This is a genomic window from Pseudomonas sp. 43mfcvi1.1, from assembly GCF_900115935.1.
Taxonomy (GTDB): Bacteria; Pseudomonadota; Gammaproteobacteria; order Pseudomonadales; family Pseudomonadaceae; genus Aquipseudomonas; species Aquipseudomonas bijieensis.
The window spans coordinates 135,613-160,936 of sequence record NZ_UETT01000003.1; the positions used below are offsets into that span (position 1 = coordinate 135,613).

A 25,324-nucleotide genomic window follows, 5' to 3' on the forward strand; every position below is an offset into this window, starting at 1 on the left:
GACGGCGCTATGTCTAGAATGGAGGCCTTGTATCCTACATCGACAGACTCGCCAAGACTATCAGAGGCTGTACGACCTACATCCCTCCATCAGACACAATCTTCAGTGGACACAATGGAAGACACCGACCTGCAAGCGCTGATGGCCAGACTCGAGTTGCTAATTGACCGGGTCGAGCAACTTAAGAGCCAAAACGGACTCCTATTAGCTCAGGAAAAGACCTGGCGCGAGGAACGCGCGCACCTCATTGAAAAAAACGAAATCGCCCGGCGTAAGGTCGAATCGATGATTTCGCGCCTCAAGGCCCTGGAGCAAGACTCATGAGTTCAAGCAATAGCGTTACCGTGCAGATCCTCGACAAAGAATATTCGATCATCTGCCCCCAGGAAGAGCGCAGCAACCTGGTGAGCGCCGCCCGTTACCTGGACGGCAAGATGCGCGAGATCCGCAGCAGCGGCAAAGTCATCGGCGCCGACCGCATCGCCGTGATGGCCGCCTTGAACATCACCCACGACCTGCTGCATCGCCAGGATACGCCAGACGTACAGGTCAGCGGCTCGACCCGTGAACAGGTGCGCGACCTGCTCGATCGGGTGGATCTGGTGCTCGCCACCGATCCAGACGTCAGCAAGGGCTGATTCGCGAGGCTGCCTGGGGTATACTCGCCTCACTCCCTGGGGTGCTTGCCAGTTGGTGATGTCCCTGAGCCGATACGCACAACCACGGGGGTTGCACGTTGGGGCCGGTGTGCATGTCCGCTTGACGGAAAGCCTTAACGCCCCCTGCAACTTCCACCTTGAACTTTCGGGTTCAAGGGCTAAGCCGACAGCGGTTCATCCGGGGAGCCTGACTCCAGACAATGCCAGTCCATGCGGACTGGCATTGTCGTTTCTGGCGCAGGCATTTCTGAGCGTCCTGTTTTGCGGTTACGCTGTGCTCCGTCGCCGACTCCGTGAAGCATCGATATGACCGAACCCGCGCTGCTGCCCCGCCCGCAACTTCGACGCCTGCTGCGCCAGGCCCGTCGTGCCCTGACACCCGCCCAGCAACGGCAAGCCGCCCGCGGGCTGTACAGACAACTGGCCCAGCATCCGCTGTTTCGCCGTGCGAAACACATCGCCCTGTACCTGCCCAACGACGGTGAGATCGACCCGCGCCTGCTGCTGCGCGCGGCCCAGCGCCGGGGCAAGGCCACTTATCTGCCGGTGCTCAGCCCGTGGCCACAGACCAAGATGGTGTTCCAGCGCATCCACGCCGGCGAAAAAATGCAGCCCAACCGCTTTCGTATTCCTGAACCGCGCAAGAACATCGCCCGACAGCGCAAGGTCTGGACATTGGATCTGGTGTTGTTGCCACTGGTGGGGTTCGACGATGCGGGAGGCCGGCTGGGCATGGGCGGTGGCTTTTATGACCGTAGCCTGGCGTATCTGGCGCGACGCAAGCAGTGGCGCAAGCCGACGCTATTGGGGCTGGCCCATGAATGCCAGAAAGTCGAACGATTGGCGCAGGCAAGCTGGGACGTGCCGCTGCAGGGAACGGTCAGCGACAGGCATTGGTATATCGCGGGGTAGGCGCCGCGGTAATCAGCGGCGCCAGGAAAGCAGGCTCAGCGTTTGAGCGATGGCGCGGGTTGGGTGATATCCACCGGCGCCTCGGTCTTGTTGGCCCACAGGCTTTGGGCGTAACCCGTGGTCACGACACCCAGACCGAACAGAATGACCAAGATCCACAACAAATCCGGTTTGCGTTTCATCGATTGCCCCCCTCAAGGCATATCACACACGATGACAGCAGCGGTTTTCTTATTGGCCGTGCAGCAGCGTCAAGCTTGGAAGGCCGGCATTTTGCGGCAACCTGCGGCGACACGCAAACTCTGGCGTCAACCGACTGTCGGTTTGTCATAAAATCGCTGAACTATTTTTTTCAACACCGCCAAGGAGTAGCAATCATGGCCTATTGGCTGATGAAATCCGAGCCCGACGAATTATCCATCCAAGGTTTGGAAAAACTCGGCCAGGCCCGCTGGGACGGGGTTCGCAACTACCAGGCGCGTAATTTCCTGCGGGCCATGGCGGTGGACGATGCGTTCTTTTTCTACCACTCCAGTTGCCCCGAGCCAGGCATTGCCGGAATCGGCCGGATCGTCCGCGCGGCCTACCCTGACCCAACAGCGCTGGAATCCGACAGCCATTACTTCGACCCCAAGGCCAGTCCGGATAAAAACCCCTGGACCGCGATCGACGTGGCCCATGTCGAGACCTTCCCCCGCGTGCTGAAGCTCGACTACCTCAAGCAACAGACTGCCCTGGCTGAAATGCCGCTGGTGCAGAAAGGCTCGCGGCTGTCGGTGATGCCTGTCACGGCCGAACAATGGGCAGCGGTCATTGCGCTACGCTGATCGCCGATGAGTTGATGGATATCAAGCGCGGTCGGTCGTTGATCCTGCAGACTTCGATGCTACAGCCGCAGGATGCCGGACATGTCGACGAACCATCGTACCTCTCGCTTTTTTGCCCTCGCCTTGATGACCGTGTTGCTGGCCGCCGGCGGTTTCGGCTATTGGAAATCGCGCCACGATCGCCTGCCGGAAGGCCTGAGCATAGGCAACGGCCGCCTTGAGGCCACCGAGGTCCAGATCGCCAGCAAGACTCCCGGGCGCCTGGCCGAAGTTCAGGTCGACGAAGGCGACAACGTCATCAAGGGCCAAGTGCTGGCGCGCATGGACACCCGCACCCTGGAGGCCCAGCGCAACCAGGCCGAGGCCGAAGTCGTGCGGGCCCGGCAGAACCTCGCCGCCACCGAAGCCAACGTGCAACTGCGCCAGAGCGAACAATTGCTCGCCCATCAAGAACTCAAGCGAACCCAGGAACTGTTCAAGCGCGGTTACGCCAGCGGCCAGGTCCTCGACCAGCAACAAGCCAGCGTCGACACCGCCAACGCTGCGGTCAACGCCGCCCGGGCCCAGGTATCGGCAGCGAATGCGGCCATCGGCGCGACCCTGGCCCAGGTGGCCCAGCTCACCAGCGAAATAGATGACAGTACGTTGCGCGCGCCCCTCGACGGTGTGATCCAGTTGCGCCTGGCCGAGCCCGGTGAAGTGCTGGGGGCAGGCGGTCGAGTATTGCTGATGATCGATCCGAACGACCAATACATGAACCTCTATCTGCCGGCGTCGGTAGCGGGGAAATTGGCAGTGGGCGACGAAGCGCGGCTGTTGCTCGACGCCCTGCCCGAGCGACCGTTACCAGCCAAGATCAGCTTCGTCGCGGCCAAATCCCAGTTCACCCCGAAAGAAGTCGAGACCCGTGATGAGCGGCAGAAACTGGTGTTCCGCGTCAAAGTCCGCCTGACCCGCCCCGGCGAAGTGCCCCAGGCCAAACCCGGCATGCCCGGCGCCGGCTATGTACGCACCGCCCCCATCGACTGGCCGGCCAACTTGCAATGAGCGCCCCCGCCGACGAGGCATTGCGCGCCTCGGGTCTCGAACACCGCTACGGCCAGCATGTGGCGCTGAGCGATATTACCTTCAGCCTGCCCGCCGGCACTCGCTGCGGCCTGATCGGCCCGGACGGTGCCGGCAAATCGAGCCTGCTGGGTCTGATTGCCGGGGTGAAGAAGCTCCAGCACGGCCAACTGGACGTGCTCGGCGCCTCGATCGATGATCGACGCCATCGCAGCACCCTCTACCGACGCATTGCCTTCATGCCTCAAGGGCTGGGGGGCAACCTTTACCCGGACCTGTCGATACGCGAGAATATTCAGTTCTTCGGCACGCTGTTCGGGCTATCACGGGCTGAATGCGAACAACGCATGGGCACCTTGTTGCTGGCCACCGATCTGCAGCGTTTTGCCGACCGCCCGGCGGGCAAACTGTCTGGCGGCATGAAACAAAAGCTCGGCCTGTGTTGCGCGCTGATCCATGAACCGGATCTGCTGATTCTCGATGAACCCACCACGGGTGTGGACCCGCTGTCCCGCCGACGCTTCTGGGAACTGATCGAGGACGTGCGCCGACAACGGCCGCAACTGACCCTGCTGGTCGCCACGGCGTACATGGAAGAGGCCGAGCAATTCGAGCACTGCCTGATGCTCGACAATGGTCGCTTGATCGCCAAGGGCTTGAGTGCGGAACTGGCCAAGGTTTCACCGGACGGCAAGCTCGATTCGGCCTTCACCCATTTCCAGGGCGACAGCGGCCATGACGCCGAACCGCTGGTGATCCCCCCCAGGACCGCCAACACTACCGACATTGCCATCCAGGCCCACAACCTCACCTTGCGCTTCGGCGATTTCACCGCTGTCGATAACGTCAGCTTCGCGATTGGTCGCGGTGAAATCTTTGGCTTCCTGGGTTCCAACGGTTGCGGCAAGACCACCACCATGAAGGTGCTGACCGGGCTGATCCCCGCCAGCGAAGGCAGTGCCCGGCTGCTGGGCAACCCGGTCAACGCCAAGGACCTCGCCACCCGCAAGCGAGTGGGGTTCATGTCCCAGAGCTTTTCGCTCTATGGCGAACTGAGCGTGCGCCAGAATCTGGAACTGCACGCCAAGCTGTTCGATCTGCCCACTGCGGACAGCCGCCAGCGCATCGACGAACTGATCCAGCGCTTCAACCTCCAGGAACTGGCGGACCAAACGTCCGGCGCGCTACCTCTGGGCCTGCGCCAGCGTCTGTCCTTGGCGGTGGCGGTGTTGCATCGCCCGGAAGTCCTGATTCTCGATGAGCCGACCTCAGGTGTCGATCCGGCGGCGCGGGATGATTTCTGGCGGCTGTTGATCGAGTTGTCTCGCGAACAGGGCGTGACGATTTTCCTTTCCACGCACTTCATGAACGAGGCCCAGCGCTGCGATCGCATTTCGCTGATGCATGCCGGCAGGGTCCTGGCCTGCGACACGCCAGCGGCCTTGCAGGCGCAGTTCAACGGGCAGACGCTGGAAGCCGCGTTCGTCACCTGCCTGGAAAACGCCCAGGGCCAGACGCAACAAGACGCCGCCCCCGTGACCCTCGACAGCGCCAGCGCCCCCCGGGACCGGCGCGGCCTGAGCCTCGGTCGCCTGTGGGCCGTCGCCAGCCGGGAAGGCAAGGAGCTGCTGCGCGACAAGGTGCGGATGGCATTCGCCTTGCTGGGCGCCTTGTTCATGATGGTGGTCTTCGGCTTCGGTATTTCCCTCGATGTGGAGAAACTGGCCTTCGCCGTGTATGACCAGGATCAGAGCCCGCAAAGCCGAGCCTACCTGGAAGCGTTCCGCAGCTCACGCTACTTCGAGGAGCAGCCGATCATCCGCGACGCGAAGGAGCTGCATCGACGTTTGCAGCGCTCGGAGATCAAGCTGGCCCTGGAAATCCCCCCCGGTTTCGGTCGTGACCTTTACGCCGGCCGCCAGCCGACGGTGGGCGCCTGGTTGGACGGCGGCATACCGTTTCGGGCCGAGACCAGTCGCAACTACGTCCAGGCGGTGCACCAGGCCAACCTTGAGCAACTGGTTGAATCCAGCAGCCGCGCGCCCATCCGGCAACCCAGTGCGAAGCTGGAGACGCGCTTTCGTTATAACCAGGATGTGGTCAGCGTCAACGCCATCGGCCCAGGAGTCATGGCGCTGATCCTGGCATTCATTCCGGCCATGTTGACGGCGCTGGGCATCGTGCGGGAGAAGGAGCTGGGCTCGATCACCAATTTCTACGCCACGCCGCTGACCCGCCTGGAATTCCTGCTGGGCAAACAAGCGCCCTACCTGGCGGTCAGCCTGATCAACCTCGCCCTGCTGACAGCGATGAACCGCTGGCTGTTCGGTGTGCCGTTCAAGGGCAGCGGCCTGACGCTGGCGGTGGGCGGCCTGCTCTATGTACTGGCGACCACCAGCATGGGGCTGCTGATCTCGGCGTTCACCCGCACCCAGATCGCGGCGATCCTCGGCACCATGATCATCACCAGCCTGCCGACCATCCAGTTCTCGGGGCTGATCGTGCCGCGCTCATCCCTGGAGGGTGCCGCTTCGGTGATGGGCCAGTTGTTTCCCGCTGGTTACTTCCTGGATATCGCTGTCGGCACCTTCACCAAGGCCCTGGATCTGCGCCAGCTATGGCCGCAATGCCTGACGCTGGGCGGGTTTTTCCTGGGCTTCACCGGGCTCAGCCTGATCATGCTGAAAAAGCAGGAGGCCTGATGCACACGCTTTCACATATCTGGCGTCTTGGGCTCAAGGAACTGACCAGCCTGCGCTACGACTCCGTTCTACTGCTGTTCCTGGGCTACGCCTTCACCGTGGCGATCTACATGCCGGCCGCCGGCTCAGTGATCGGCGTGCACAACGCCAGTGTCGCCATAGTGGACGAAGACCAGAGCCATCTCTCGCGCCAACTGGCCCAGGTCCTGCAACCGCCGGAGTTCCAGAGCCCTGTGGCATTGCCCTACGCCGAACTGGACAAGGTCATGGACAGTGGCCGCTACACCTTTGTCATCAACGTGCCCGCCAACTTCCAGGCCGACCTGCTCGCAGGACGCGAACCGACGCTGCAACTCAACGTCGACGCCACGGCCATGAGCCAGGCGTTCATGGGGGCCGGCTACATCGGACGGATTTTCCAACAGGAACTGACGACCTACGCCGGCCAGGCACAAACGAGCGAAGCAACGCCCGTGAGGCTGACCACGCGTTCGCTGTTCAATACCAATCTGGAAGGTGGCTGGTTCCTGGCGGTGATCCAGATCGTCAACAACATCACGATCCTGGCCATCATCCTGACGGGCACGGCGCTGCTGCGCGAGCGCGAGCACGGCACCCTCGACCACTTGCTGGTGCTGCCGCTGACAGCATTGGAAATCATGTTGGCGAAAATCTGGAGCAACCTGCTGGTGGTGGTGCTGTGCACCTGGGCGTCGCTGGAAATCATCGTCAAGTTCGCCCTGGGGGTTCCACTCGCCGGCTCCATGGTGCTCTTCCTGCTGGTGACCGCACTCTACTTGTTCGCCAGCACCTCACTGGGCGTCTTCCTCGCCACCCTCGCCCGTTCGACGCCGCAATTCGGTTTGCTGGCGATCCCGGTCATCATCCCGATGCTGCTGTTGTCGGGCGGCAGTACACCGCTGGACAGCATGCCGCAATGGTTGCAATGGGTGATGCAGGGCTCACCCTCGACGCATTTCGTCAGCCTCAGCGCGGCGATCCTGTTCCGTGATGCCGGCCTTGGCGTGATCTGGCCAGACCTGCTGGCACTGGCGGCCATCGGGTTGTTGTTCTTTGCAATCGCCCTGGGCCGGTTTCGGAAAAGCCTGGCGTCTTGACGAAAAAAAGCAGCCGTTGGCGGCGCCTGGATATCCGGGCACTGCCAAAGGCTGCGATAAAGGCGGTTTATTGAATGATCAGGTTGTTGAACAACAGATCGTCGACCATCGGCTTGCCGGTTTCGTCGTTCATGACCTGCTGGGTCTGCTTCAACGCTTCCTGGCGCAATTTTTCCTTGGCTTCGAGGTTGTTCATCGTCTCGGTGGTCTGCTGGGCGAACAACGCCACCAGCTGGTTACGAATCAGCGGCTCGTTGGCCTTGACCGCCGCAGCCGCGGCGTCACCGGTCACGCGCAGGGCCACATCGGCCTTGTAGACCTTCAGCTTTGCCGTGCCGTCCAGGCCATAATTGCCCACGAACGGCGGGCTGAGGGTGATGTAGCTGACTTTCGGCGCCTCGCCCTCTTTCGCTTCCTTGGCCTCTTCGGCCATCGCCGCCACAGGCAACGACAGGGCCAGCATCAACATGATCCACGCTTTCACAATTGATTCCTCATCCGGTTTGCGGCCCAGCATACCGCCCCGCCGTTCAAGCACAAGCTTATGGCCGGCTATCAGGGCGAGGCATGCTCGTTGACCCGTTGTCTCTCACACCTACACTTATCGGCCATCACTCCCAAAGGAATAGCCCTGATGAAAGCCGTGCTGTGCAAAGAATTCGGCCCCGCCGAATCGCTGGTGCTGGAAGACGTCGCCAGCCCCATCGCGAAGAAGAACGAAGTGCTGCTGGACGTGCATGCCGCGGGGGTGAATTTCCCTGACACGCTGATCATCGAGGGTAAATATCAATTCAAGCCACCCTTCCCGTTTTCCCCTGGCGGCGAAGCGGCGGGTGTCGTCAGCGAGGTGGGAGAGAAAGTCAGCCACTTGAACGTTGGCGACCGGGTGATGGCGCTGACCGGCTGGGGCAGCTTTGCCGAACAGGTGGCGGTGCCTGGCTATAACGTGCTGCCGATCCCCGCGTCCATGGACTTCAACACCGCGGCCGCTTTCAGCATGACGTACGGCACCTCGATGCACGCCCTAAAGCAACGGGCCAACCTGCAACCCGGCGAAACCCTGTTGGTGCTCGGCGCCTCCGGCGGTGTCGGCCTGGCGGCCGTGGAAATCGGCAAGGCCATGGGCGCCCGGGTGATCGCCGCCGCCAGCAGCGCGGAGAAACTCGCTGTGGCAAAAGCGGCCGGCGCCGATGAACTGATCAACTACAACGAAACCAGCCTGAAGGATGAAATCAAGCGCCTCACCGACGGCCAGGGTGCCGACGTGATCTACGATCCGGTGGGTGGCGACCTGTTCGACCAGGCCATCCGTGCCATCGCCTGGAACGGTCGGCTGCTGGTGGTCGGCTTCGCCAGCGGGCGCATCCCCGAACTGCCGGTGAACCTGGCCCTGCTCAAGGGCGCCGCCGTGGTGGGCGTGTTCTGGGGCTCCTTCGCCCAACGCCAACCCCAGGACAACGCCGCCAACTTCCAGCAACTGTTCGGCTGGTTCGCCGAGGGCAAGCTCAAGCCGCTGGTGTCACAGGTGTACCCGCTGAGCAACACCGCCCAGGCGATCAATGACCTGGGGCAGCGCAAGGCGGTGGGGAAGGTGGTTGTGCAGGTGCGTTGAAACAGCGCCGGACAAAAAGGCCAGAGCCACCGATGAGGTGGCTCTGGCCTTTTTCTTTTTAATTACCCCCCACTGGAATTCTCAGCAGCATAAATAAAAACTGATTTGGCGGTAGATATATACCGCATCCTCGCCGAAAAAATACGCAAACCTTCTTCGCACACAACAGCACCCCGCAGCAGCAGGGCGCCATTCAGTAACGGATAAGCTGACATGGATAAGTCATATGTGCGATGCAAATACATATTTAGGGCCTCATAAACAATTGGGACCCGGCTCATACGAAATCGGTCCTTTATCGATCAAAGGTAAAAATTTCACTGGGGGATATTTCCAAGGAGCTTGGGGGCCGTACGAGGGACCTCCTAGAGGGGTCACTAGAAGTTCAAAGAGACACAACGCGTCTATCCCCTACGCGTGGGACGACATTATGAGAGAGCGTATAGCGAAGTCATCGATGCCGAGTATCGCAACACTTTCATAAAACTTACCGAAATAACTACAAAAGAACTCGAACAGGCAAAAAGATCAGCGATAGGCGCCCGCCCACTTTCACCGTTGGAAAAAGCAAAGACTGAGCAAGAGGCAACGCTAAAGGTTATTCAGTCCAAAGAGTCCGAGTATCAGGCACGCACCAAAAGCGCTTACTCGCTGTATGGTCACAATCCATTCTTCCTGATGAAGGAGTTGTCTTTCAAAAGAATAATGGAAAGCCTGCAAACCTCCCCACCCAATATCGTCGTCGCTTACTCAGCGATCGATAACGCGTACCGATCAGCGTTAGAGCTGAAACGGCTTTCATTGCAAAAAGACATTCTTGCTGGACAACTGGAACAGGCATCAAAAAAAGTCGAGCAGGCTGCTGTCATAGCTGGGCAAAAGGACTCCGCATCAGCAGTAAATGAAAACCTTAGGATTATCAATCAAGAAAAAAACATTCACCTCCAGCTTCTACCAAGCCTCTTACTAAACAAAGTCTCATCGACACTGGGCGCAACAGGCGGGCTAACCACCTCCCAGTCGCTTAGAAACTACAAAGCAGCCTTAACCAAGATCATTACAACTGAGCGAGCAGCTATCGCCGCTTTTGCGAAAGCCAATCCGAACATCAAGCCTCCCTTGAGCAAACCTGAACTCGAAGCCCTCAACAATCTTGTTGCGCTACAGGCAAAAACAAATTTAGGAAAGCGATGGCAGGATTATCATGTATCTCTTCTTCACTCAGAATCCGTTCGACATTTAATAAAAACAACTAACGCCTTTACCGGACTCATCGACCGGGCTTTAGCAGCCGAACGCTTACAAGAACAGCTACGCGTTGCAGCCGAGAAAAAAGCACAAGCACTAAAGCAAGCGCAAGCCCGAGCTGCGGCGCAACGAGCCGAACAAGAACGAAAACAGAACATCGCGGCGGCATTGGCGGACCGTTTCAATGAGCTGCTCCATCAGTTCAACCACGCCCAGCCTGAAGACATCAATCAAAAACTGCCTTGGATGCAGCAAAAACATCGGGAACTGTCTATCGCGCACCAGGACGCAACCGAAGCAGAGCATGCAGCGGGCGATCTTTACAATGTATCGCGGAGTGATTCACGAAAGACGTCGCTGCGTAAAGCACAAGCCGATATCGACGCGACTTTTCGGTTGAAACATCACATCGAAAATATACAGCTATCCACCGTCAGCGGCGCGATGGCCTCTGCGCGGCCACTCATGACGACTCCCGATGGCCTGATCGCTGGGTTTGAGGGTTCACCCGTTTCGCTGCAAGGCGCCATCGATCTACTGAAGAAAGCGAGTGCCACCCTGGCGGGTGGTCCATTGGCGGTATTTGGCGTGGCAATATCCTATTCTCCGACAATCGGCAATAGCGAGCTTCAGCGTAATCCAGTGGTGATTAGCATTCCGCTGTCCCAACTGGATGAGAATTTCAAACTAACCCCAAATACTGAAACAGACCATTTACCGCTTCGCGTCGTGTCATCGGTTCGTGGGGAGCATACTCAGCTTTATCTTTCACCGACCGGTGGAAATTTATCCAGCGAGGTTCGGATCAGATACGTAACACTTGATCCAAACACCAATCTTTTCACTTTTACCACAGAAGGGATTCTTCCAAGAACGCTGACTTGGACACCAAACAACCCACCAGGGGATAACCTTCTTGGATCAACCGAGTTACCTGCGACGCAGCAGGAAATCAAGATCCTTCCAGGGGCCAGAATTACCCAGATAGAGGGAAGAATAAACGAGCATCCAACCTGCGATGACGCTGACATTGACGATTATGTGCTGGTATTCCCAATGGAATCGGGAATTCAGCCAGTCTATGTCATGGCGAGTCGTACCGGGCCGCGTTATGAGCCAGGGACAGTGACTGGAGCAGGTGCGGAGGTTGGGGAAGATTGGCTAGGAAGTAGCGAGCACGGCGCTGGTGCCCCCATTCCTCGCGAGATAGCAGATCTACTTCGGGGTCAGGACTTCAGAGACTTTGATGCCTTCCGAGAAAAATTTTGGAGGTGGGTAGCCGATGATGAAAAACTATCAAAACAGTTTAGTAGATCCAATCTGAAACTAATGCGTAATGGCTCTGCCCCGTTCACAACTCCAGACGGCCACGCAGGTGAAAGGAACAAATTTGAAATTCATCATATACAATTGATTTCCAAGGGCGGAGCAGTTTACGATTTGGACAATCTAAGCATCATGACACCTAAAAAACACGTTGAGCTTCACAAAAAAGGAACGAAGCCATGATCTTTAAAGAAAAAACCGAGGACTATACCGAAGCGGAGTTCCTATCCTTTCTTAAGGAATTTTTCGAAGACAATAACCAACTTACTGGAGATGAGCTCGGTGAGTACACCAGTAAACTTGTAAAGCATTTTGAAAAGGTTACTGAGCACCCGGAAAAATCCGCACTTATTTTCTACCCTAAACAAGGTCGAGAAGACAGTCCGGAAGGAATTCTGAATGAAATTAAAATCTGGCGAGAACAAAACGGAAAACCCGGTTTCAAGCCAGAGTAAACAATGGCGTCATCACCCTCGCGATGACGCCCCTCACTACCAAGACTAAAGCAATTCGCGAATCTCCTTCGGCAGCATCCGCATATACCGTGCTGCAGGGAAACTCCCGCAGCGCTGCACAATTGAAGGCAAGAGCCTGTTGAACCGGGCGATCAAGGCCAGGCGCTCGGTTTCCGGTAGCTGTTTAACGAGAAACGCATTGGATAGGTAAAGGCGCGTGTAGTGGAACGGGAGCAAGTCCTGTACCCATAGCTGGTCCTTGGCGTGTGCGTTGATGTCCGAGCATTTCCAGGTCTTGATCCATTTATTGGCATCTAGTTGCAAGCCATCCAGGCGGAACTCGAAAGGCGCTACGACCTGCGTCTGCGCCGGGTGTTCGTGATCCACCGTCCAGGGCTTGAAGCGCCATTGGCTCACGGCCTCCCGTGCGGCCTCGGCAAATTCCGGATGATCGCTGTGCAGGATCGCGATCTCATCGACACGGCCATCGGCATGCACCATGAAACCGATCCGGGCCACACCCGTTATCCCCTTCTGGTACAGGGACGTCGGGTAATCCGGCTTCGGATTGTGTTCGGGCACCAGCAACACCTCAGTTGCCCCGCTCATGCCTGACAAGCACAGCAACAGCATCACCACACACCACCTCATACCCCTACCCCTCACCTGAATTCAGAGACGTAAAGGGTAAAGACCATGACTCATGGGCCCTATAGCGAGACTTCCCATTTGGGCGAAGGATGTTTCCCACCGCTTTGCCCCGTTTTCACCGATACGGGGCATGAAAGGGCTTTGCGAAGACATTTCCTACGGCGCCCTTCGCTTATGCCTGAGCAATATGTTCACTTAAGAACATGACTAATCGAAATTTCCGCTGTTTATGCGACAACGAGCAATGCTATTTTCGGTAACGAAACTGTAACATTCGCATCCGCCACCATAACAAGAACCTGGAGCACTTGAATGTTTGCTTTCTTTCGTCCCGCCCCCCATCAGGCAGCCCTGCCTGATGAAAAAATAGACAGCACCTACCGACGCCTTCGCTGGCAGATCTTCGCCGGGATCTTCATTGGCTACGCCGGCTATTACCTGCTGCGCAAGAACTTCTCTCTGGCCATGCCGTACCTGATCGACGAGGGTTACACCCGTGGCCAGCTGGGCCTGGCCATGTCGGCCATCGCCATCGCCTACGGGCTGTCGAAGTTCCTGATGGGCCTGGTGTCCGACCGCTCCAACCCACGCTACTTCCTGCCCTTCGGCTTGTTGGTCTCGGCGGGGGTGATGTTCGTGTTCGGTTTCGCGCCTTGGGCAACCTCCAGCGTGACCATGATGTTCATCCTGCTGTTCATCAACGGCTGGGCCCAGGGCATGGGCTGGCCGCCAAGCGGACGGACCATGGTGCATTGGTGGTCGCAGAAAGAACGCGGCGGCGTGGTGTCGGTGTGGAACGTGGCACACAACGTCGGCGGCGGCCTGATCGGCCCGTTGTTCCTGCTGGGAATGGGCTGGTTCAATGATTGGCACGCGGCCTTCTATGTGCCCGCCGCTGTAGCGCTCGCCGTTGCCGTGTTCGCCTTCGTGACCATGCGCGACACCCCGCAATCGGTGGGCCTGCCGCCGATCGAGAAATACAAGAACGACTATCCGGAAGGCTACGACGCCAGTCACGAGAACGAATTCAGCGCCAAGGAAATCTTCGTCAAATACGTGCTGCGCAACAAAATGCTCTGGTACATCGCCATGGCCAACGTATTTGTCTACCTGCTGCGCTACGGCGTGCTGGACTGGGCGCCGACCTACCTCAAGGAAGCCAAGGGCTTCACCGTGGACAAGAGTTCCTGGGCCTATTTCTTCTACGAGTGGGCGGGTATTCCCGGCACACTGCTGTGTGGCTGGATGTCGGACAAGATCTTCCGCGGCAACCGTGGCCTGACGGGCATGGTGTTCATGGCCCTGGTGACCGTGGCAACGCTGGTGTACTGGCTGAACCCGGCCGGCAACCCGACCGTCGACATGATCGCCCTGGTTTCCATCGGTTTCCTGATCTACGGCCCGGTGATGCTGATCGGTTTGCAGGCACTGGAACTGGCGCCGAAGAAAGCCGCCGGTACCGCCGCAGGCTTCACTGGCTTGTTTGGTTACCTGGGTGGTTCGGTCGCGGCCAGTGCCGCCATGGGCTACACCGTGGATCATTTCGGCTGGGACGGTGGTTTTGTGCTGCTGATCGGTGCCTGCCTGCTGGCGATGGCATTCCTCGCGCCAACCTTGTGGCACAAGCAAATCGCCAGTCAGAGCCGCGAAGCGGTGGCCTGATCCAGCGCTGATTTGCAGCGCTTGAGCCGCGCCTCCAGATTCCGATCTGGCATGGCGTGGCTACGCAGGGCGTGGATGGTCTGCTCGACGTAATCGCGAGTGGTGCCGTAACGCCCGCAAGCGCTTTCGAACACCTGGCTCAGCACATGGTCCGGCAAGTTGCCGGCATAGCTGGGCAGGTGCCGCTCCAATACAAACCCCAAGGCTTGCACCCGGCTGCCATCCTCGAGACGGCAACTGAGCCAGTGCGGGCGATAGGACGGGACCGGCATCTCGCGCTGCCAGAGGGCAAACAGCGAATCCTCGAGATTCTCCTGCGGCAACCGGTAGGCGAAACCGCTGCACGAACCGCCGCGATCCAGCCCGAACACCAACCCCGGCAATTCCGGCGTACCACGGTGTTCGTGAGACCACAGGTACAAACCGCGATGATAACCATGGACCCGGCCACGCATCCGCTCCACCGCCGTGCATTCCGGCCGCCAGATCAATGAACCGTACGCGAACAGCCAGACCGGACCGCCCTGGTGGAGACTCATGGTCGATTGCATCGAGGCGAGCAATTGCTCACGGGTCAGTTGAGGCCCCAGGTCGAGCCTTGGTGGGTACAAGGCACAGGTAATGGCGGATTCGATAGCGGTCATGGCCGGTAGCGGTTGGCTCCTCGCAGGTTGAAAAGTAAATGGGGGACGTCATGGGGTTGACGTTCACGGGGATCAAGGCAAGTTAAATGCCATCCACTCCCTATATACGTTATCGGTATCTGGCCCAAGGACTAAATATCGAAACGAAATATATGAAGTTATATCGATGAGTGGACAGTGGCGAGGGAGCTTGCTCCCGTTCGGTTGCGCAGCGACCGCAAAGTGTCGGGGCCGCTACGCAGCCCAGCGGGAGCAAGCTCCCTCGCCACAAAAGCACTTCTCAAGAGGGAGGGGGTGCGGTTTATGCCCGCGGCGCATACGCAAACACATCGGCACGCATCTGGTGGGCGTCCATCCCGGCTTCCACCAGCGCATCGAGCGTGGCGTAGATCATGGCCGGCGAGCCACTGGCATAGACGTGGACGCCGGAAAGATCGCTGATGTCCTCGCACACGGCTTCATGGAGCATCCCGCAGCGCCCTTCCCAACCGCACAAATCGCTGACGACTTTGTGCAGGAACAGGTTCGGCAGTTTTTTCCATTCATCCCAATGCTCGATTTCATAGAAATCTTCCGGCCGCCGCACGCCCCAATACAGATGCACCGGATGCTTGAAACCCGCGGCCCGGCAATGCTCGATCAGGCTGTGCATCTGCGCCATGCCGGTGCCGGCGGCGATCAGCACCAACGGGCCGTCCGGCAGCTCGGACAAATGCGTGTCGCCAAAAGGCATTTCGACGCGCACGCTGGGGTTGCGTCGCAGTTGCTCCAGCAGCGCCTGTGCACTGCTTTCGCGCACCAATACATGCAACTGCAGTTCGCGCCCGGAATGCGGCGCCGAGGCCAGGGAGAACGCCGATTTTTCGCCGTTTTCCCGTTCGATCATCAGGTACTGCCCGGCGTGATAACGCGGTGGCTTGCCCGCCGGCGCACGCAGGCGCACTCGCCAGACATCGCCCCCCACGTCGGCACACTCGATCACCTGGCACGCCAGGTTGCGTACCGGCAGTTCACCCGGCGCCAGCACGCCATCCCACAACACCACGCAGTCCTCCAGCGGTTCGGCGATGCAGGTGAAGATCTCACCGTGATCGCGCACCTCGCCAGCCTGTTCCACACGGCCCTCCACCAGCAACGCACCACAGACGTGGCAGTTGCCGTTGCGGCAGCTTTGCGGGCATTCGTAGCCCAGGCGCCGCGCGCCATCGAGAATCCGCTCGGCGGGCCGTATCTCCAGCACCGCCCCGGAAGGCTGCAAGGTTACACGCATCAATCTATTCCTAACTGATTCCAGATGGCATCGATCCGTTGGGTAACGGCTTCATCCTTGACGATAACCCGGCCCCACTCACGAGTGGTTTCACCGGGCCATTTATGCGTGGCATCGAGCCCCATCTTCGAACCCAGGCCAGACACCGGCGAGGCGAAGTCGAGGTAGTCGATCGGCGTATTCTCGATCATCACCGTATCGCGCTTGGGGTCCATGCGCGTGGTGATGGCCCAGATCACGTCGTTCCAGTCCCGTGCGTTGATATCGTCGTCGGTGACGATAACGAACTTGGTGTACATGAACTGTCGCAAAAACGACCAGACCCCAAGCATGACCCGCTTGGCGTGCCCCGGATACGACTTCTTCATGGTCACCACGGCCATCCGGTACGAACAGCCTTCCGGCGGCAGGTAGAAATCGGTGATTTCCGGAAACTGCTTCTGCAGGATCGGCACGAACACTTCGTTCAGCGCCACGCCGAGAATGGCCGGTTCATCGGGCGGACGGCCGGTGTAAGTGCTGTGGTAAATCGGCTTGATCCGATGGGTGATGCGCTCGACGGTGAACACCGGGAAGCTGTCGACTTCGTTGTAGTAGCCGGTGTGGTCGCCGTACGGGCCTTCATCGGCCATTTCGCCGGGATGGATCACCCCTTCGAGGATAATCTCGGCGGTGGCCGGTACTTGCAGGTCATTGCCACGGCACTTCACCAGCTCAGTACGGTTGCCGCGCAACAGGCCGGCGAACGCATATTCGGAGAGGCTGTCCGGCACAGGCGTGACGGCGCCGAGGATGGTCGCCGGGTCCGCGCCCAGGGCTACCGACACCGGGAATGGCTGGCCGGGGTGTTTTTCACACCACTCGCGGTAGTCCAATGCACCGCCGCGATGGCTCAGCCAGCGCATGATGACTTTGTTGCGGCCAATCACCTGCTGACGATAGATGCCCAGGTTCTGGCGGTCCTTGTTCGGGCCTTTGGTGACAGTCAGGCCCCAGGTGATCAGCGGCCCCACGTCGCCCGGCCAGCAGGTCTGCACCGGGAGCATGGCCAGGTCGACATCGTCGCCCTCGATCACCACCTCCTGGCAGATCGCGTCCTTGACGACCTTGGGCGCCATGGCAATGATCTTGCGGAAAATCGGCAGCTTGGACCAAGCGTCCTTCAGGCCTTTCGGCGGCTCGGGCTCCTTGAGGAACGCCAGCAGCTTGCCGATTTCGCGCAGTTCGCTGACGGCTTCGGCCCCCATGCCCAAGGCCACGCGCTCCGGCGTGCCGAACAGGTTGCCCAGCACTGGAATGTCATAACCCGTCGGGTTTTCGAACAACAGCGCCGGGCCTTTCGCGCGCAGGGTGCGGTCGCAGACCTCGGTCATTTCCAGGACGGGGGACACCGGCACCTGGATGCGCTTGAGTTCGCCGCGCTGTTCCAGACCGCTGATAAAGTCGCGCAAATCGCGATACTGCATGCAAAAGCCTCATGGTGGCCGTGGCGTTCGGGGGCCCGAGTTTAACGCCGCCCGTCCAGAATAGTGAATGCACAGATAGCAAAAAGCCGGGTTTCCCCGGCTCTTGCTGGCCTGTCTTGGCGATTTACTTGCGTTTCATCGACAGGAAGAACTCATCGTTGGTCTTGGTCGTCTTCAGCTTGTCGACCAGGAACTCGATGGCGGCGACTTCATCCATCGGATGCAGCAGCTTGCGCAGGATCCACATGCGCTGCAACTCGTCGTCGGCGGTCAGCAACTCTTCGCGGCGCGTGCCGGAACGGTTGATGTTGATGGCCGGGAACACACGCTTCTCGGCGATACGACGATCCAGAGGCAGCTCCATGTTGCCGGTGCCCTTGAATTCCTCGTAGATCACTTCGTCCATCTTCGAACCGGTTTCAACCAGCGCGGTGGCGATGATGGTCAGCGAACCGCCTTCCTCGATGTTCCGTGCGGCACCGAAGAAACGCTTCGGTTTTTCCAGCGCATGGGCATCGACACCACCGGTCAGCACCTTGCCGGAGCTCGGGATCACGGTGTTGTAGGCACGGGCCAGACGGGTGATGGAGTCCAGCAGGATCACCACGTCTTTCTTGTGCTCGACCAGGCGCTTGGCCTTCTCGATCACCATTTCGGCAACCTGCACGTGGCGGGTCGGCGGCTCGTCGAACGTCGAGGCGACCACTTCGCCGCGCACGGTGCGCTGCATCTCGGTCACTTCTTCCGGACGCTCGTCGATCAGCAGCACGATCAGGTGAACTTCAGGGTTGTTACGGGCGATGTTGGCCGCGATGTTCTGCAGCATGATCGTCTTGCCCGCCTTCGGCGGCGCCACGATCAGGCCGCGCTGGCCTTTGCCGATGGGTGCGCACAGGTCGATGACACGACCGGTGAGGTCTTCGGTGGAACCGTTGCCGGCTTCCATCTTCATGCGCACGGTCGGGAACAGCGGGGTCAGGTTCTCGAAGAGAATCTTGTTCTTCGCGTTTTCCGGACGGTCGAAGTTGATGGTGTCGACCTTGAGCAGCGCGAAGTAGCGCTCGCCTTCCTTCGGAGGGCGGATCTTGCCAACGATGGTGTCACCGGTGCGCAAGTTGAAGCGACGGATCTGGCTCGGCGAGACGTAGATATCGTCTGGGCCGGCAAGATAGGAAGCGTCTGCGGAGCGAAGGAAGCCGAAGCCGTCCTGGAGAATCTCCAGCACGCCATCACCGGAGATTTCCTCGCCGCTTTTCGCGTGCTTCTTGAGCAGGGAGAAAATCACGTCCTGCTTGCGCGAACGGGCCATATTTTCTATGCCCATCTGTTCGGCCAATTCGAGCAGTTCGGTAATCGGCTTTTGCTTGAGTTCAGTCAGATTCATATAGGAATGACGTAATCATTTATGGAGGGGGGAAATTAAGCTTTTGGCTTAATGAGGCCGCGCCGCAGAGAAGGCGACAGGATCGCGTACTTATTCGAAAGGAGAGCGTCGGCGACGGCTTGCAGGGGGCAATGGAGAAACCAGTGCGGGGCCGAATGTACCACCTGGGTTTGCAAGCGTCTAGCCCCGAATAACGAAAAAGCCCCGCGATTTGCGGGGCTTTTTCAGTGGCATTCGGCGCTTAGATGTTGGCGTCGAGGAAAGCAGCCAGTTGCGACTTCGACAGCGCACCCACTTTGGTGGCTTCGACGTTGCCGTTCTTGAACAGCATCAGCGTCGGGATACCACGCACGCCGTGCTTGGCCGGAGTCTCCTGGTTTTCATCGATGTTCAGCTTGGCAACGGTCAGCTTGCCTTTGTAGGTCTCGGCAATCTCGTCCAGGACCGGGGCGATCATTTTGCAGGGACCGCACCACTCAGCCCAATAGTCGACCAGTACCGCGCCTTCGGCCTTGAGTACGTCAGCCTCGAAGCTAGCGTCGCTAACGTGTTTGATCAGATCGCTGCTCATGGAAATCTCCGGGGTTGTCAGCAAAAAAACGTGGCCCATCATAGCGGCCCTTCCCAGGTTCAGGAAGCCGCAGTTGATTGAGTCTCGCTATGGCGGTCAATGGCGTTGGGTATCGCCGCCGTCACGAAGCAGTGGGGGCAACGAAGGAAATCCCGGTACGCAGCGCAGCGTTACGTACATGTTCCTGCATGGCTTTTTGCGCGGCGCCCGAAGCGCGACGGGCCAGGGCGCGAAGGATCTTGCGATGCTCCTGCCAGGTCTCCATCGCCCGCTCCGCCCTGATGAACGGTAGTTTCTGGCTTTCCAGGAAGATGTCGGCGCTGGCGGTGAGGATGCTCAGCATCGCCTGGTTGCCGCTGGCCAACAGGATCCGTCGATGAAATTCGAAATCCAGTCGTGCAGCGGCGTCGAAATCCCCGATCTTCAATTCCCGGCGCATGGCCTCGATATTGTCTTGCAGCGCGTCGAGCTCGTCGGCGCTCAGCGTTACCGCCGCCAACCCCGCCGCGAAGCCCTCCAGGGCGTAGCGCAACTGGAAGATATCCACCGGCGAGGCCTGGGCCGCGAAGGGCCAGCCCGGCGCCGATTCGTTGCGTGGAGCCTCCACCGGTGCCTGCACGAACACCCCCTTGCCCGGTTGCACGCTGATCATGCCCAGGGCACTCAGGGACGAAAGCGCTTCGCGCAACGACGCCCGGCTCACGCCCAGTTGCAGCGCCAGGTCCCGTTGCGACGGCAACGCATCGCCCGGGCCGAAGCCTTCATCGACGATCAGTTTGCGGATGGCTTGCAGGGCCACTTCAGGAACGGCACGAGCGATGGAATTCATGATTTTTCAGACGAACCGGGCCAGTGAGCGGCTAGTTGTAAAGCTATTCGTCGCGCCCGGCAAGTCGTGCCCCAGCAGGGTTCGGCGACAAATAGCGACGCCCGATAAAGGTGCGAAATGGGCCGCAACTGTTCAGACCAGTAAGACCGCTAAAAACCAGCAATTCCGTGGCTTTGGCTGAATAAAAGCTTGCTTGGCATGGCCTGTGCTCTGTCCGAACGCAGAAATCACATCACCGATTGCGGAGATTCGCCATGATTCAGCGTTGCAGCGCCCTGCTCACTGCCCTGTTTGCCAGCCTGATGCTCTGCCAGCTACCCGCCCACGCCGATGGCCTGGAAGACGTGGTCAAGCGTGGCACCCTCAAGGTCGCCGTGCCCCAGGACTTTCCGCCATTCGGCTCGGTGGGCCCGGACATGAAACCCCGCGGCCTGGACATCGACACTGCGAAGCTGCTGGCCGACCAGCTCAAGGTCAAGCTCGAACTGACGCCGGTCAACAGCACCAACCGCATCCCGTTCCTGACCACCGGCAAGGTCGACCTGGTGATTTCCAGCCTGGGCAAGAACCCGGAGCGTGAGAAGGTCATCGACTTTTCCAGCGCCTATGCGCCGTTCTACCTGGCCGTGTTCGGTCCGCCCGACGCGGCGATCAATGGCCTGGATGACCTCAAGGGCAAGACCATCAGCGTCACCCGTGGCGCCATCGAAGACATCGAGCTGACCAAGGTCGCCCCCGAAGGCGTCACCATCAAGCGCTTCGAAGACAACAACTCGACCATCGCCGCCTACCTGGCCGGCCAGGTCGACCTGATCGCCAGCGGCAACGTGGTGATGGTCGCCATCAGCGAACGCAACCCCAAGCGTGTCCCGGCACTGAAGGTGAAACTCAAGGACTCGCCCGTGTATGTGGGCGTGAACAAGAACGAGCCGGCGCTGCTGGACAAGGTCAACCAGATCCTGGCCACCGCCAAGTCCGACGGCAGCCTGGAGAAAAATTCCCAGACCTGGCTCAAGCAGCCGCTGCCGGCCGATCTCTGACCGTCGCTTGAGAGGCTGAGCATGGCTTATCAGTTCGATTTTCTGCCGGTGGTGCAAAACACCGAGCTGCTGTTGCGCGGCGCGCTGTTCACCCTGGAACTGACGGCCATCGGCGCGTTGCTCGGGGTCGGCCTGGGCATCGTCGGGGCCGTGGTGCGGGCGTGGAATATTCGCCCGTTCGCGGCGATCTTCGGCGTCTACGTGGAATTGATCCGCAACACGCCGTTCCTGGTGCAGCTGTTTTTCATCTTCTTCGGCTTGCCGTCCCTGGGCCTGCAGATTTCCGAATGGCAGGCCGCAGTGCTGGCGATGGTGATCAACCTCGGCGCCTACTCCACCGAGATTATCCGCGCCGGTATCCAGGCCATTCCGCGCGGGCAACTGGAAGCCGCCGCGGCCCTGGCGATGAGCCGCTTCGAAGCCTTCCGCCACGTGGTGCTGCTGCCAGCGCTGGGCAAAGTCTGGCCAGCCCTGAGCAGCCAGATCATCATCGTGATGCTCGGCTCGGCGGTCTGTTCGCAGATCGCCACCGAAGAGTTGAGCTTCGCCGCCAACTTCATTCAGTCGCGCAACTTCCGCGCCTTTGAAACCTATGCGCTGACCACGTTGATCTATTTGTGCATGGCACTGTTGATCCGCCAGTTCCTGAACTGGGTGGGTCGCCGCTGCCTGTACAAGAGCAGCACCGGGAGCCGCCCATGAGCGATTTCACTTTCTGGGACGTGGTGCGCAACCTGCTCACCGGCCTGCAATGGACCCTGGCACTGTCGCTGGTGGCGTTTATCGGCGGCGGCGTGATCGGCCTGCTGATCATGGTGTTGCGCATTTCCAAGCGCGCCCTGCCCCGCAACATCGCCCGTACCTACATCGAGCTGTTCCAAGGCACGCCGTTGTTGATGCAACTGTTCCTGGTGTTCTTCGGCGTGGCCCTGGCCGGGGTGGAGATTTCCCCGTGGATGGCGGCGGCGATTGCCTTGACGCTGTTTACCAGCGCCTACCTGGCGGAGATCTGGCGCGGTTGTGTCGACTCGATTTCCAACGGCCAGTGGGAAGCTTCGGCGAGCCTGGCCCTCAATCCGCTGGAACAGTTGCGCTACGTGATCCTGCCCCAGGCCCTGCGCATCGCCGTGGCGCCGACCGTGGGCTTTTCGGTGCAAGTGGTCAAGGGCACCGCGGTGACCTCGATCATTGGCTTTACCGAACTGACCAAGACCGGCGGCATGCTCGCCAACGCCACGTTCGAGCCGTTCATGGTGTATGGCCTGGTCGCCCTGGGTTACTTCCTGCTCTGCTACCCCTTGTCCCTCAGTGCGCGCTACCTGGAAAGGAGACTGCATGCCTCTGCTTAGAATTACCGCCCTGCATAAATACTATGGTGATCACCACGTGCTCAAAGGCATCGACCTGAGTGTCGAGGAAGGCCAGGTGGTGGCGATCATCGGCCGCAGCGGCTCGGGCAAATCCACCTTGCTGCGCACCCTCAATGGCCTGGAATCGATCAACGACGGCGTGATCGAAGTCGACGGCGAATACCTCGATGCCGCCCGCGCCGACCTGCGCAGCCTGCGACAGAAAGTCGGGATGGTGTTCCAGCAGTTCAACCTGTTCCCGCACCTGACCGTCGGCGAGAACGTGATGCTCGCGCCGCAGGTTGTACAAAAAGTGCCCAAGGCCAAGGCCGCCGAGCTGGCTCGGCAGATGCTGGAACGGGTCGGCCTCGGCGAAAAGTTCGATGCTTTCCCGGAGCGCTTGTCCGGCGGCCAGCAGCAACGGGTCGCGATTGCCCGCGCGCTGGCCATGTCGCCGAAAGTGCTGCTGTGCGACGAAATCACCTCGGCCCTGGACCCGGAACTGGTCAATGAGGTGCTCAGCGTGGTGCGGCAACTGGCCAAGGAAGGCATGACCCTGATCATGGTCACCCATGAAATGCGTTTCGCCCGGGAAGTGGGCGACAAGCTGGTGTTCATGCACCAGGGCAAGGTGCATGAGGTGGGCGATCCCAAGGTGCTGTTCGCCAATCCGCAGACGGCGGAGCTGGCAAACTTTATCGGGACGGTTGAACACGCCTGATCTTCGCTGCCTAAAGAGGCTCCTGTGGCGAGGGAGCTTGCTCCCGCTCGATTGCGCAGCAATCGCAGGATCTGCCCGCCCATGTATTTCTGGTGTACCGGGTTGATTGGTTTTGGGGCTGCTGCGCAGCCCAGCGGGAGCAAGCTCCCTCGCCACTAAGCCCCCCCTGCAAGCTGCTCTGGCTCAAGGGTTTGGATCAGGCGCGTTGGCGTAAGCGGTCGATCGTGGCAGGATGGCGAGGTTATCGACCGAGACTTTTTGCCCATGCCGCCATCCCAAGCCAAGAATCTGTCCCTGATCGCTGCCATAGACCTGGGCTCCAACAGCTTCCACATGGTCGTCGCCAAGGCCCAGAACGGGGAAATCCGCATTCTTGAGCGACTCGGCGAGAAGGTCCAACTGGCCGCTGGTATCGACGAAGAGCGCAAGCTGAGCGAAGAATCCATCCAGCGCGGGCTCGATTGTCTCAAGCGGTTCGCCCAACTGATCAACGGTATGCCCCTGGGCGCGGTGCGGATCGTGGGCACCAACGCTCTGCGCGAGGCGCGCAACCGTGGCGAGTTCATCCGTCGCGCCGAAGAAATCCTTGGCCATCCGGTGGAAGTCATCTCCGGTCGTGAAGAAGCCCGCCTGATCTACCTCGGCGTTTCCCACACCCTGGCCGACACCCCCGGCAAGCGCCTGGTGGCAGACATCGGCGGCGGCAGTACCGAATTCATCATCGGCCAGCGCTTCGAGCCGCTGCTGCGCGAAAGCTTGCAGATGGGCTGCGTCAGCTACACCCAGCGCTACTTCCGCGACGGCAAGATCACTCCGGCTCGCTATGCCCAGGCCTATACGGCGGCGCGCCTGGAAATCATGAGCATCGAACACGCCCTGCACCGCCTGACCTGGGATGAGGCCATCGGCTCCTCGGGGACCATTCGCGCCATTGGCCTGGCACTCAAGGCCGGCGGACATGGCAGCGGCGAAGTCAATGCCGAGGGCCTGGCCTGGCTCAAGCGCCGACTGTTCAAGCTCGGCGATGTGGACAAGATCGATTTCGAAGGCATCAAGCCCGACCGCCGGGCGATTTTCCCGGCGGGCCTGGCGATTCTGGAAGCGATTTTCGACGCTCTCGAACTGCAACGCATGGACCACTGTGAGGGTGCCCTGCGCGAAGGCGTGCTGTATGACCTACTGGGGCGTCATCACCACGAAGACGTTCGTGAGCGCACCCTGGGTTCGCTCATGGAACGCTATCACGTCGATCAGGAACAGGCGGTACGGGTCGAGCGCAAGGCGTTGCATGCCTTCGACCAGGTGGCCGATGACTGGGATCTGAACGACGGAGTATGGCGCGAACTGCTGGGCTGGGCCGCCAAAGTGCATGAAGTGGGCCTGGACATCGCTCACTATCACTACCACAAGCACGGCGCCTACCTGATCGAGCACTCGGACCTGGCCGGTTTCTCCCGGGAAGACCAGCAAATGCTCGCGCTGCTGGTACGCGGCCATCGACGCAACATTCCCAAGGATAAATTTGCCGAGTTCGGCGATGACGGCATCAAGCTGATTCGCCTGTGCGTGCTACTGCGCTTTGCGATCCTGTTCCACCACATTCGTGGCACCCAGGAAATGCCGCAGGTTGTCTTGCGGGCCGATGGCGATGAGTTGGATGTGCTGTTTCCTGAAGGCTGGCTGGAAGAAAACCAACTGACCCAGGCCGACTTCGCCCAGGAAGCCGACTGGCTGACCCGGGTTGGGATTGTGCTGAACATCCACTGAATCCAGCAACAACACAGATCTCTTGTGGCGAGGGGATTTATCCCCG

Annotated in this window: 25 protein-coding genes and 1 other RNA gene; 17 read left to right on the forward strand and 9 right to left on the reverse strand. The window is 59.8% G+C overall.

Features of this window, described 5'->3' with window-relative positions:
* The first annotated feature begins 114 nt into the window (after positions 1–114).
* The 4 genes from DTP52_RS06705 (at position 115) to DTP52_RS06720 (ending at position 1,571) form a co-directional block, all read left to right on the forward strand.
* On the forward strand, positions 115–324 hold the full coding sequence (locus tag DTP52_RS06705) for a TIGR02449 family protein (RefSeq protein WP_003177365.1): 210 nt from the start codon (positions 115–117) through the stop codon (positions 322–324).
* Positions 321–638 carry a cell division protein ZapA gene (locus tag DTP52_RS06710; RefSeq protein ID WP_039590276.1) on the forward strand — a complete coding sequence of 106 codons (318 nt, stop codon included), beginning with the start codon at positions 321–323 and terminating at the stop codon, positions 636–638. Before DTP52_RS06705 ends, DTP52_RS06710 begins: the two co-directional genes overlap by 4 nt.
* A 30-nt stretch (positions 639–668) precedes the next feature.
* Positions 669–848, forward strand: a non-coding RNA gene (gene ssrS, locus DTP52_RS06715) — 6S RNA.
* A 117-nt stretch (positions 849–965) separates the two neighbouring features.
* Positions 966–1,571: a 5-formyltetrahydrofolate cyclo-ligase gene (locus DTP52_RS06720; protein ID WP_109752579.1), complete on the forward strand. Its 606-nt coding sequence runs from the start codon at positions 966–968 to the stop codon at positions 1,569–1,571.
* Between the two features lie 35 nt (positions 1,572–1,606).
* Here the strand turns inward: DTP52_RS06720 and DTP52_RS31175 are convergent, their stop codons facing one another.
* Positions 1,607–1,753: a hypothetical protein gene (locus tag DTP52_RS31175; RefSeq protein ID WP_162893876.1), complete on the reverse strand. Its 147-nt coding sequence runs from the start codon at positions 1,751–1,753 to the stop codon at positions 1,607–1,609.
* A 195-nt stretch (positions 1,754–1,948) separates the two neighbouring features.
* On the opposite strand from DTP52_RS31175, the gene DTP52_RS06725 reads away from it, so the two are divergent.
* The 4 genes from DTP52_RS06725 (at position 1,949) to DTP52_RS06740 (ending at position 7,283) form a co-directional block, all read left to right on the forward strand.
* Entirely contained in the window at positions 1,949–2,398 is a 450-nt protein-coding gene (locus DTP52_RS06725) for an EVE domain-containing protein (protein WP_109752580.1), read from the forward strand.
* 81 nt (positions 2,399–2,479) lie between these two features.
* A complete protein-coding gene (locus DTP52_RS06730; RefSeq protein ID WP_109752581.1) occupies positions 2,480–3,445 on the forward strand; it encodes an HlyD family secretion protein in 966 nt (321 codons plus the stop codon).
* Complete coding sequence (rbbA, locus tag DTP52_RS06735) at positions 3,442–6,165, forward strand: ribosome-associated ATPase/putative transporter RbbA (protein ID WP_109752582.1); 2,724 nt, start codon at positions 3,442–3,444, stop codon at positions 6,163–6,165. Before DTP52_RS06730 ends, rbbA begins: the two co-directional genes overlap by 4 nt.
* Complete coding sequence (locus DTP52_RS06740) at positions 6,165–7,283, forward strand: ABC transporter permease (protein ID WP_109752583.1); 1,119 nt, start codon at positions 6,165–6,167, stop codon at positions 7,281–7,283. Before rbbA ends, DTP52_RS06740 begins: the two co-directional genes overlap by 1 nt.
* 67 nt (positions 7,284–7,350) lie before the next feature.
* On the opposite strand, the gene DTP52_RS06745 is transcribed toward DTP52_RS06740, so the two are convergent.
* The gene (locus DTP52_RS06745) at positions 7,351–7,767 is read right to left on the reverse strand and encodes a flagellar basal body-associated protein FliL (RefSeq protein WP_109752954.1); all 417 of its coding nucleotides are present in this window, start codon (positions 7,765–7,767) and stop codon (positions 7,351–7,353) included.
* A gap of 150 nt (positions 7,768–7,917) precedes the next feature.
* Between DTP52_RS06745 and DTP52_RS06750 the strand changes: the two genes are divergently transcribed.
* The 3 genes from DTP52_RS06750 to DTP52_RS06760 all read left to right on the forward strand — a co-directional run bounded on the left by DTP52_RS06750 (position 7,918) and on the right by DTP52_RS06760 (position 11,924).
* Positions 7,918–8,895 (forward strand): NADPH:quinone oxidoreductase family protein, encoded by a 978-nt coding sequence (locus DTP52_RS06750; RefSeq protein ID WP_109752584.1) that lies wholly within the window; start codon positions 7,918–7,920, stop codon positions 8,893–8,895.
* A gap of 417 nt (positions 8,896–9,312) precedes the next feature.
* A complete protein-coding gene (locus DTP52_RS06755; protein WP_146206840.1) occupies positions 9,313–11,652 on the forward strand; it encodes an S-type pyocin domain-containing protein in 2,340 nt (779 codons plus the stop codon).
* On the forward strand, positions 11,649–11,924 hold the full coding sequence (locus tag DTP52_RS06760) for a bacteriocin immunity protein (protein WP_109752586.1): 276 nt from the start codon (positions 11,649–11,651) through the stop codon (positions 11,922–11,924). Before DTP52_RS06755 ends, DTP52_RS06760 begins: the two co-directional genes overlap by 4 nt.
* A gap of 45 nt (positions 11,925–11,969) precedes the next feature.
* Here the strand turns inward: DTP52_RS06760 and DTP52_RS06765 are convergent, their stop codons facing one another.
* A complete protein-coding gene (locus DTP52_RS06765) occupies positions 11,970–12,557 on the reverse strand; it encodes an energy transducer TonB (RefSeq protein ID WP_349306135.1) in 588 nt (195 codons plus the stop codon).
* 330 nt (positions 12,558–12,887) lie between these two features.
* Here DTP52_RS06765 and glpT point away from each other — a divergent pair, with 330 nt between their 5' ends.
* The gene (gene glpT / locus DTP52_RS06770) at positions 12,888–14,237 is read left to right on the forward strand and encodes a glycerol-3-phosphate transporter (RefSeq protein ID WP_109752590.1); all 1,350 of its coding nucleotides are present in this window, start codon (positions 12,888–12,890) and stop codon (positions 14,235–14,237) included.
* Here glpT and DTP52_RS06775 read toward each other — a convergent pair.
* The 6 genes from DTP52_RS06775 to DTP52_RS06800 form a co-directional block, all read right to left on the reverse strand.
* Positions 14,213–14,881, reverse strand: a complete 669-nt coding sequence (locus tag DTP52_RS06775) for a gamma-glutamylcyclotransferase (protein ID WP_109752592.1) — start codon at positions 14,879–14,881, stop codon at positions 14,213–14,215. The two genes, glpT and DTP52_RS06775, sit on opposite strands and share 25 nt — an antisense overlap.
* A gap of 301 nt (positions 14,882–15,182) precedes the next feature.
* Positions 15,183–16,151: a CDP-6-deoxy-delta-3,4-glucoseen reductase gene (locus DTP52_RS06780; protein WP_109752594.1), complete on the reverse strand. Its 969-nt coding sequence runs from the start codon at positions 16,149–16,151 to the stop codon at positions 15,183–15,185.
* Positions 16,151–17,617, reverse strand: a complete 1,467-nt coding sequence (gene ubiD, locus DTP52_RS06785) for a 4-hydroxy-3-polyprenylbenzoate decarboxylase (protein WP_014340789.1) — start codon at positions 17,615–17,617, stop codon at positions 16,151–16,153. The genes DTP52_RS06780 and ubiD overlap by 1 nt, the downstream gene beginning before the upstream one ends.
* 124 nt (positions 17,618–17,741) lie before the next feature.
* Positions 17,742–19,001 carry a transcription termination factor Rho gene (gene rho, locus DTP52_RS06790; RefSeq protein ID WP_003206716.1) on the reverse strand — a complete coding sequence of 420 codons (1,260 nt, stop codon included), beginning with the start codon at positions 18,999–19,001 and terminating at the stop codon, positions 17,742–17,744.
* A gap of 241 nt (positions 19,002–19,242) precedes the next feature.
* Entirely contained in the window at positions 19,243–19,572 is a 330-nt protein-coding gene (gene trxA, locus DTP52_RS06795; protein ID WP_003206727.1) for a thioredoxin TrxA, read from the reverse strand.
* A gap of 121 nt (positions 19,573–19,693) precedes the next feature.
* Positions 19,694–20,401: a FadR/GntR family transcriptional regulator gene (locus DTP52_RS06800; protein ID WP_109752596.1), complete on the reverse strand. Its 708-nt coding sequence runs from the start codon at positions 20,399–20,401 to the stop codon at positions 19,694–19,696.
* 254 nt (positions 20,402–20,655) lie between these two features.
* Here DTP52_RS06800 and DTP52_RS06805 point away from each other — a divergent pair, with 254 nt between their 5' ends.
* The 5 genes from DTP52_RS06805 to ppx all read left to right on the forward strand — a co-directional run bounded on the left by DTP52_RS06805 (position 20,656) and on the right by ppx (position 25,278).
* Positions 20,656–21,441 carry a transporter substrate-binding domain-containing protein gene (locus DTP52_RS06805; protein WP_109752597.1) on the forward strand — a complete coding sequence of 262 codons (786 nt, stop codon included), beginning with the start codon at positions 20,656–20,658 and terminating at the stop codon, positions 21,439–21,441.
* A gap of 21 nt (positions 21,442–21,462) precedes the next feature.
* The gene (locus DTP52_RS06810) at positions 21,463–22,143 is read left to right on the forward strand and encodes an amino acid ABC transporter permease (protein WP_109752599.1); all 681 of its coding nucleotides are present in this window, start codon (positions 21,463–21,465) and stop codon (positions 22,141–22,143) included.
* Entirely contained in the window at positions 22,140–22,790 is a 651-nt protein-coding gene (locus DTP52_RS06815; protein WP_109752601.1) for an amino acid ABC transporter permease, read from the forward strand. Before DTP52_RS06810 ends, DTP52_RS06815 begins: the two co-directional genes overlap by 4 nt.
* The gene (locus tag DTP52_RS06820; RefSeq protein WP_109752602.1) at positions 22,777–23,511 is read left to right on the forward strand and encodes an amino acid ABC transporter ATP-binding protein; all 735 of its coding nucleotides are present in this window, start codon (positions 22,777–22,779) and stop codon (positions 23,509–23,511) included. The genes DTP52_RS06815 and DTP52_RS06820 overlap by 14 nt, the downstream gene beginning before the upstream one ends.
* Before the next feature lie 264 nt (positions 23,512–23,775).
* Positions 23,776–25,278 (forward strand): exopolyphosphatase, encoded by a 1,503-nt coding sequence (gene ppx / locus DTP52_RS06825; RefSeq protein ID WP_109752604.1) that lies wholly within the window; start codon positions 23,776–23,778, stop codon positions 25,276–25,278.
* The last annotated feature ends 46 nt before the right edge of the window (positions 25,279–25,324 follow it).

What these genes read in the sequence shown, in the direction of transcription:
- rho (WP_003206716.1), bottom strand. Translation starts at nt 19,001, where the DNA reads ATGAATCTGACTGAACTCAAGCAAAAGCCGATTACCGAACTGCTCGAA.
- ubiD (WP_014340789.1), bottom strand. Translation starts at nt 17,617, where the DNA reads ATGCAGTATCGCGATTTGCGCGACTTTATCAGCGGTCTGGAACAGCGC.
- DTP52_RS06760 (WP_109752586.1), top strand. Translation starts at nt 11,649, where the DNA reads ATGATCTTTAAAGAAAAAACCGAGGACTATACCGAAGCGGAGTTCCTA.
- DTP52_RS06720 (WP_109752579.1), top strand. Translation starts at nt 966, where the DNA reads ATGACCGAACCCGCGCTGCTGCCCCGCCCGCAACTTCGACGCCTGCTG.
- rbbA (WP_109752582.1), top strand. Translation starts at nt 3,442, where the DNA reads ATGAGCGCCCCCGCCGACGAGGCATTGCGCGCCTCGGGTCTCGAACAC.
- DTP52_RS06740 (WP_109752583.1), top strand. Translation starts at nt 6,165, where the DNA reads ATGCACACGCTTTCACATATCTGGCGTCTTGGGCTCAAGGAACTGACC.
- DTP52_RS06800 (WP_109752596.1), bottom strand. Translation starts at nt 20,401, where the DNA reads ATGAATTCCATCGCTCGTGCCGTTCCTGAAGTGGCCCTGCAAGCCATC.
- DTP52_RS06805 (WP_109752597.1), top strand. Translation starts at nt 20,656, where the DNA reads ATGATTCAGCGTTGCAGCGCCCTGCTCACTGCCCTGTTTGCCAGCCTG.
- ppx (WP_109752604.1), top strand. Translation starts at nt 23,776, where the DNA reads ATGCCGCCATCCCAAGCCAAGAATCTGTCCCTGATCGCTGCCATAGAC.
- DTP52_RS06780 (WP_109752594.1), bottom strand. Translation starts at nt 16,151, where the DNA reads ATGCGTGTAACCTTGCAGCCTTCCGGGGCGGTGCTGGAGATACGGCCC.
- DTP52_RS06815 (WP_109752601.1), top strand. Translation starts at nt 22,140, where the DNA reads ATGAGCGATTTCACTTTCTGGGACGTGGTGCGCAACCTGCTCACCGGC.
- trxA (WP_003206727.1), bottom strand. Translation starts at nt 19,572, where the DNA reads ATGAGCAGCGATCTGATCAAACACGTTAGCGACGCTAGCTTCGAGGCT.
- DTP52_RS06750 (WP_109752584.1), top strand. Translation starts at nt 7,918, where the DNA reads ATGAAAGCCGTGCTGTGCAAAGAATTCGGCCCCGCCGAATCGCTGGTG.
- DTP52_RS06725 (WP_109752580.1), top strand. Translation starts at nt 1,949, where the DNA reads ATGGCCTATTGGCTGATGAAATCCGAGCCCGACGAATTATCCATCCAA.
- DTP52_RS06710 (WP_039590276.1), top strand. Translation starts at nt 321, where the DNA reads ATGAGTTCAAGCAATAGCGTTACCGTGCAGATCCTCGACAAAGAATAT.
- DTP52_RS06820 (WP_109752602.1), top strand. Translation starts at nt 22,777, where the DNA reads ATGCCTCTGCTTAGAATTACCGCCCTGCATAAATACTATGGTGATCAC.
- DTP52_RS06705 (WP_003177365.1), top strand. Translation starts at nt 115, where the DNA reads ATGGAAGACACCGACCTGCAAGCGCTGATGGCCAGACTCGAGTTGCTA.
- DTP52_RS06730 (WP_109752581.1), top strand. Translation starts at nt 2,480, where the DNA reads ATGTCGACGAACCATCGTACCTCTCGCTTTTTTGCCCTCGCCTTGATG.
- DTP52_RS06810 (WP_109752599.1), top strand. Translation starts at nt 21,463, where the DNA reads ATGGCTTATCAGTTCGATTTTCTGCCGGTGGTGCAAAACACCGAGCTG.
- glpT (WP_109752590.1), top strand. Translation starts at nt 12,888, where the DNA reads ATGTTTGCTTTCTTTCGTCCCGCCCCCCATCAGGCAGCCCTGCCTGAT.
- DTP52_RS06765 (WP_349306135.1), bottom strand. Translation starts at nt 12,557, where the DNA reads ATGCTGTTGCTGTGCTTGTCAGGCATGAGCGGGGCAACTGAGGTGTTG.
- DTP52_RS06775 (WP_109752592.1), bottom strand. Translation starts at nt 14,881, where the DNA reads ATGACCGCTATCGAATCCGCCATTACCTGTGCCTTGTACCCACCAAGG.
- DTP52_RS31175 (WP_162893876.1), bottom strand. Translation starts at nt 1,753, where the DNA reads ATGAAACGCAAACCGGATTTGTTGTGGATCTTGGTCATTCTGTTCGGT.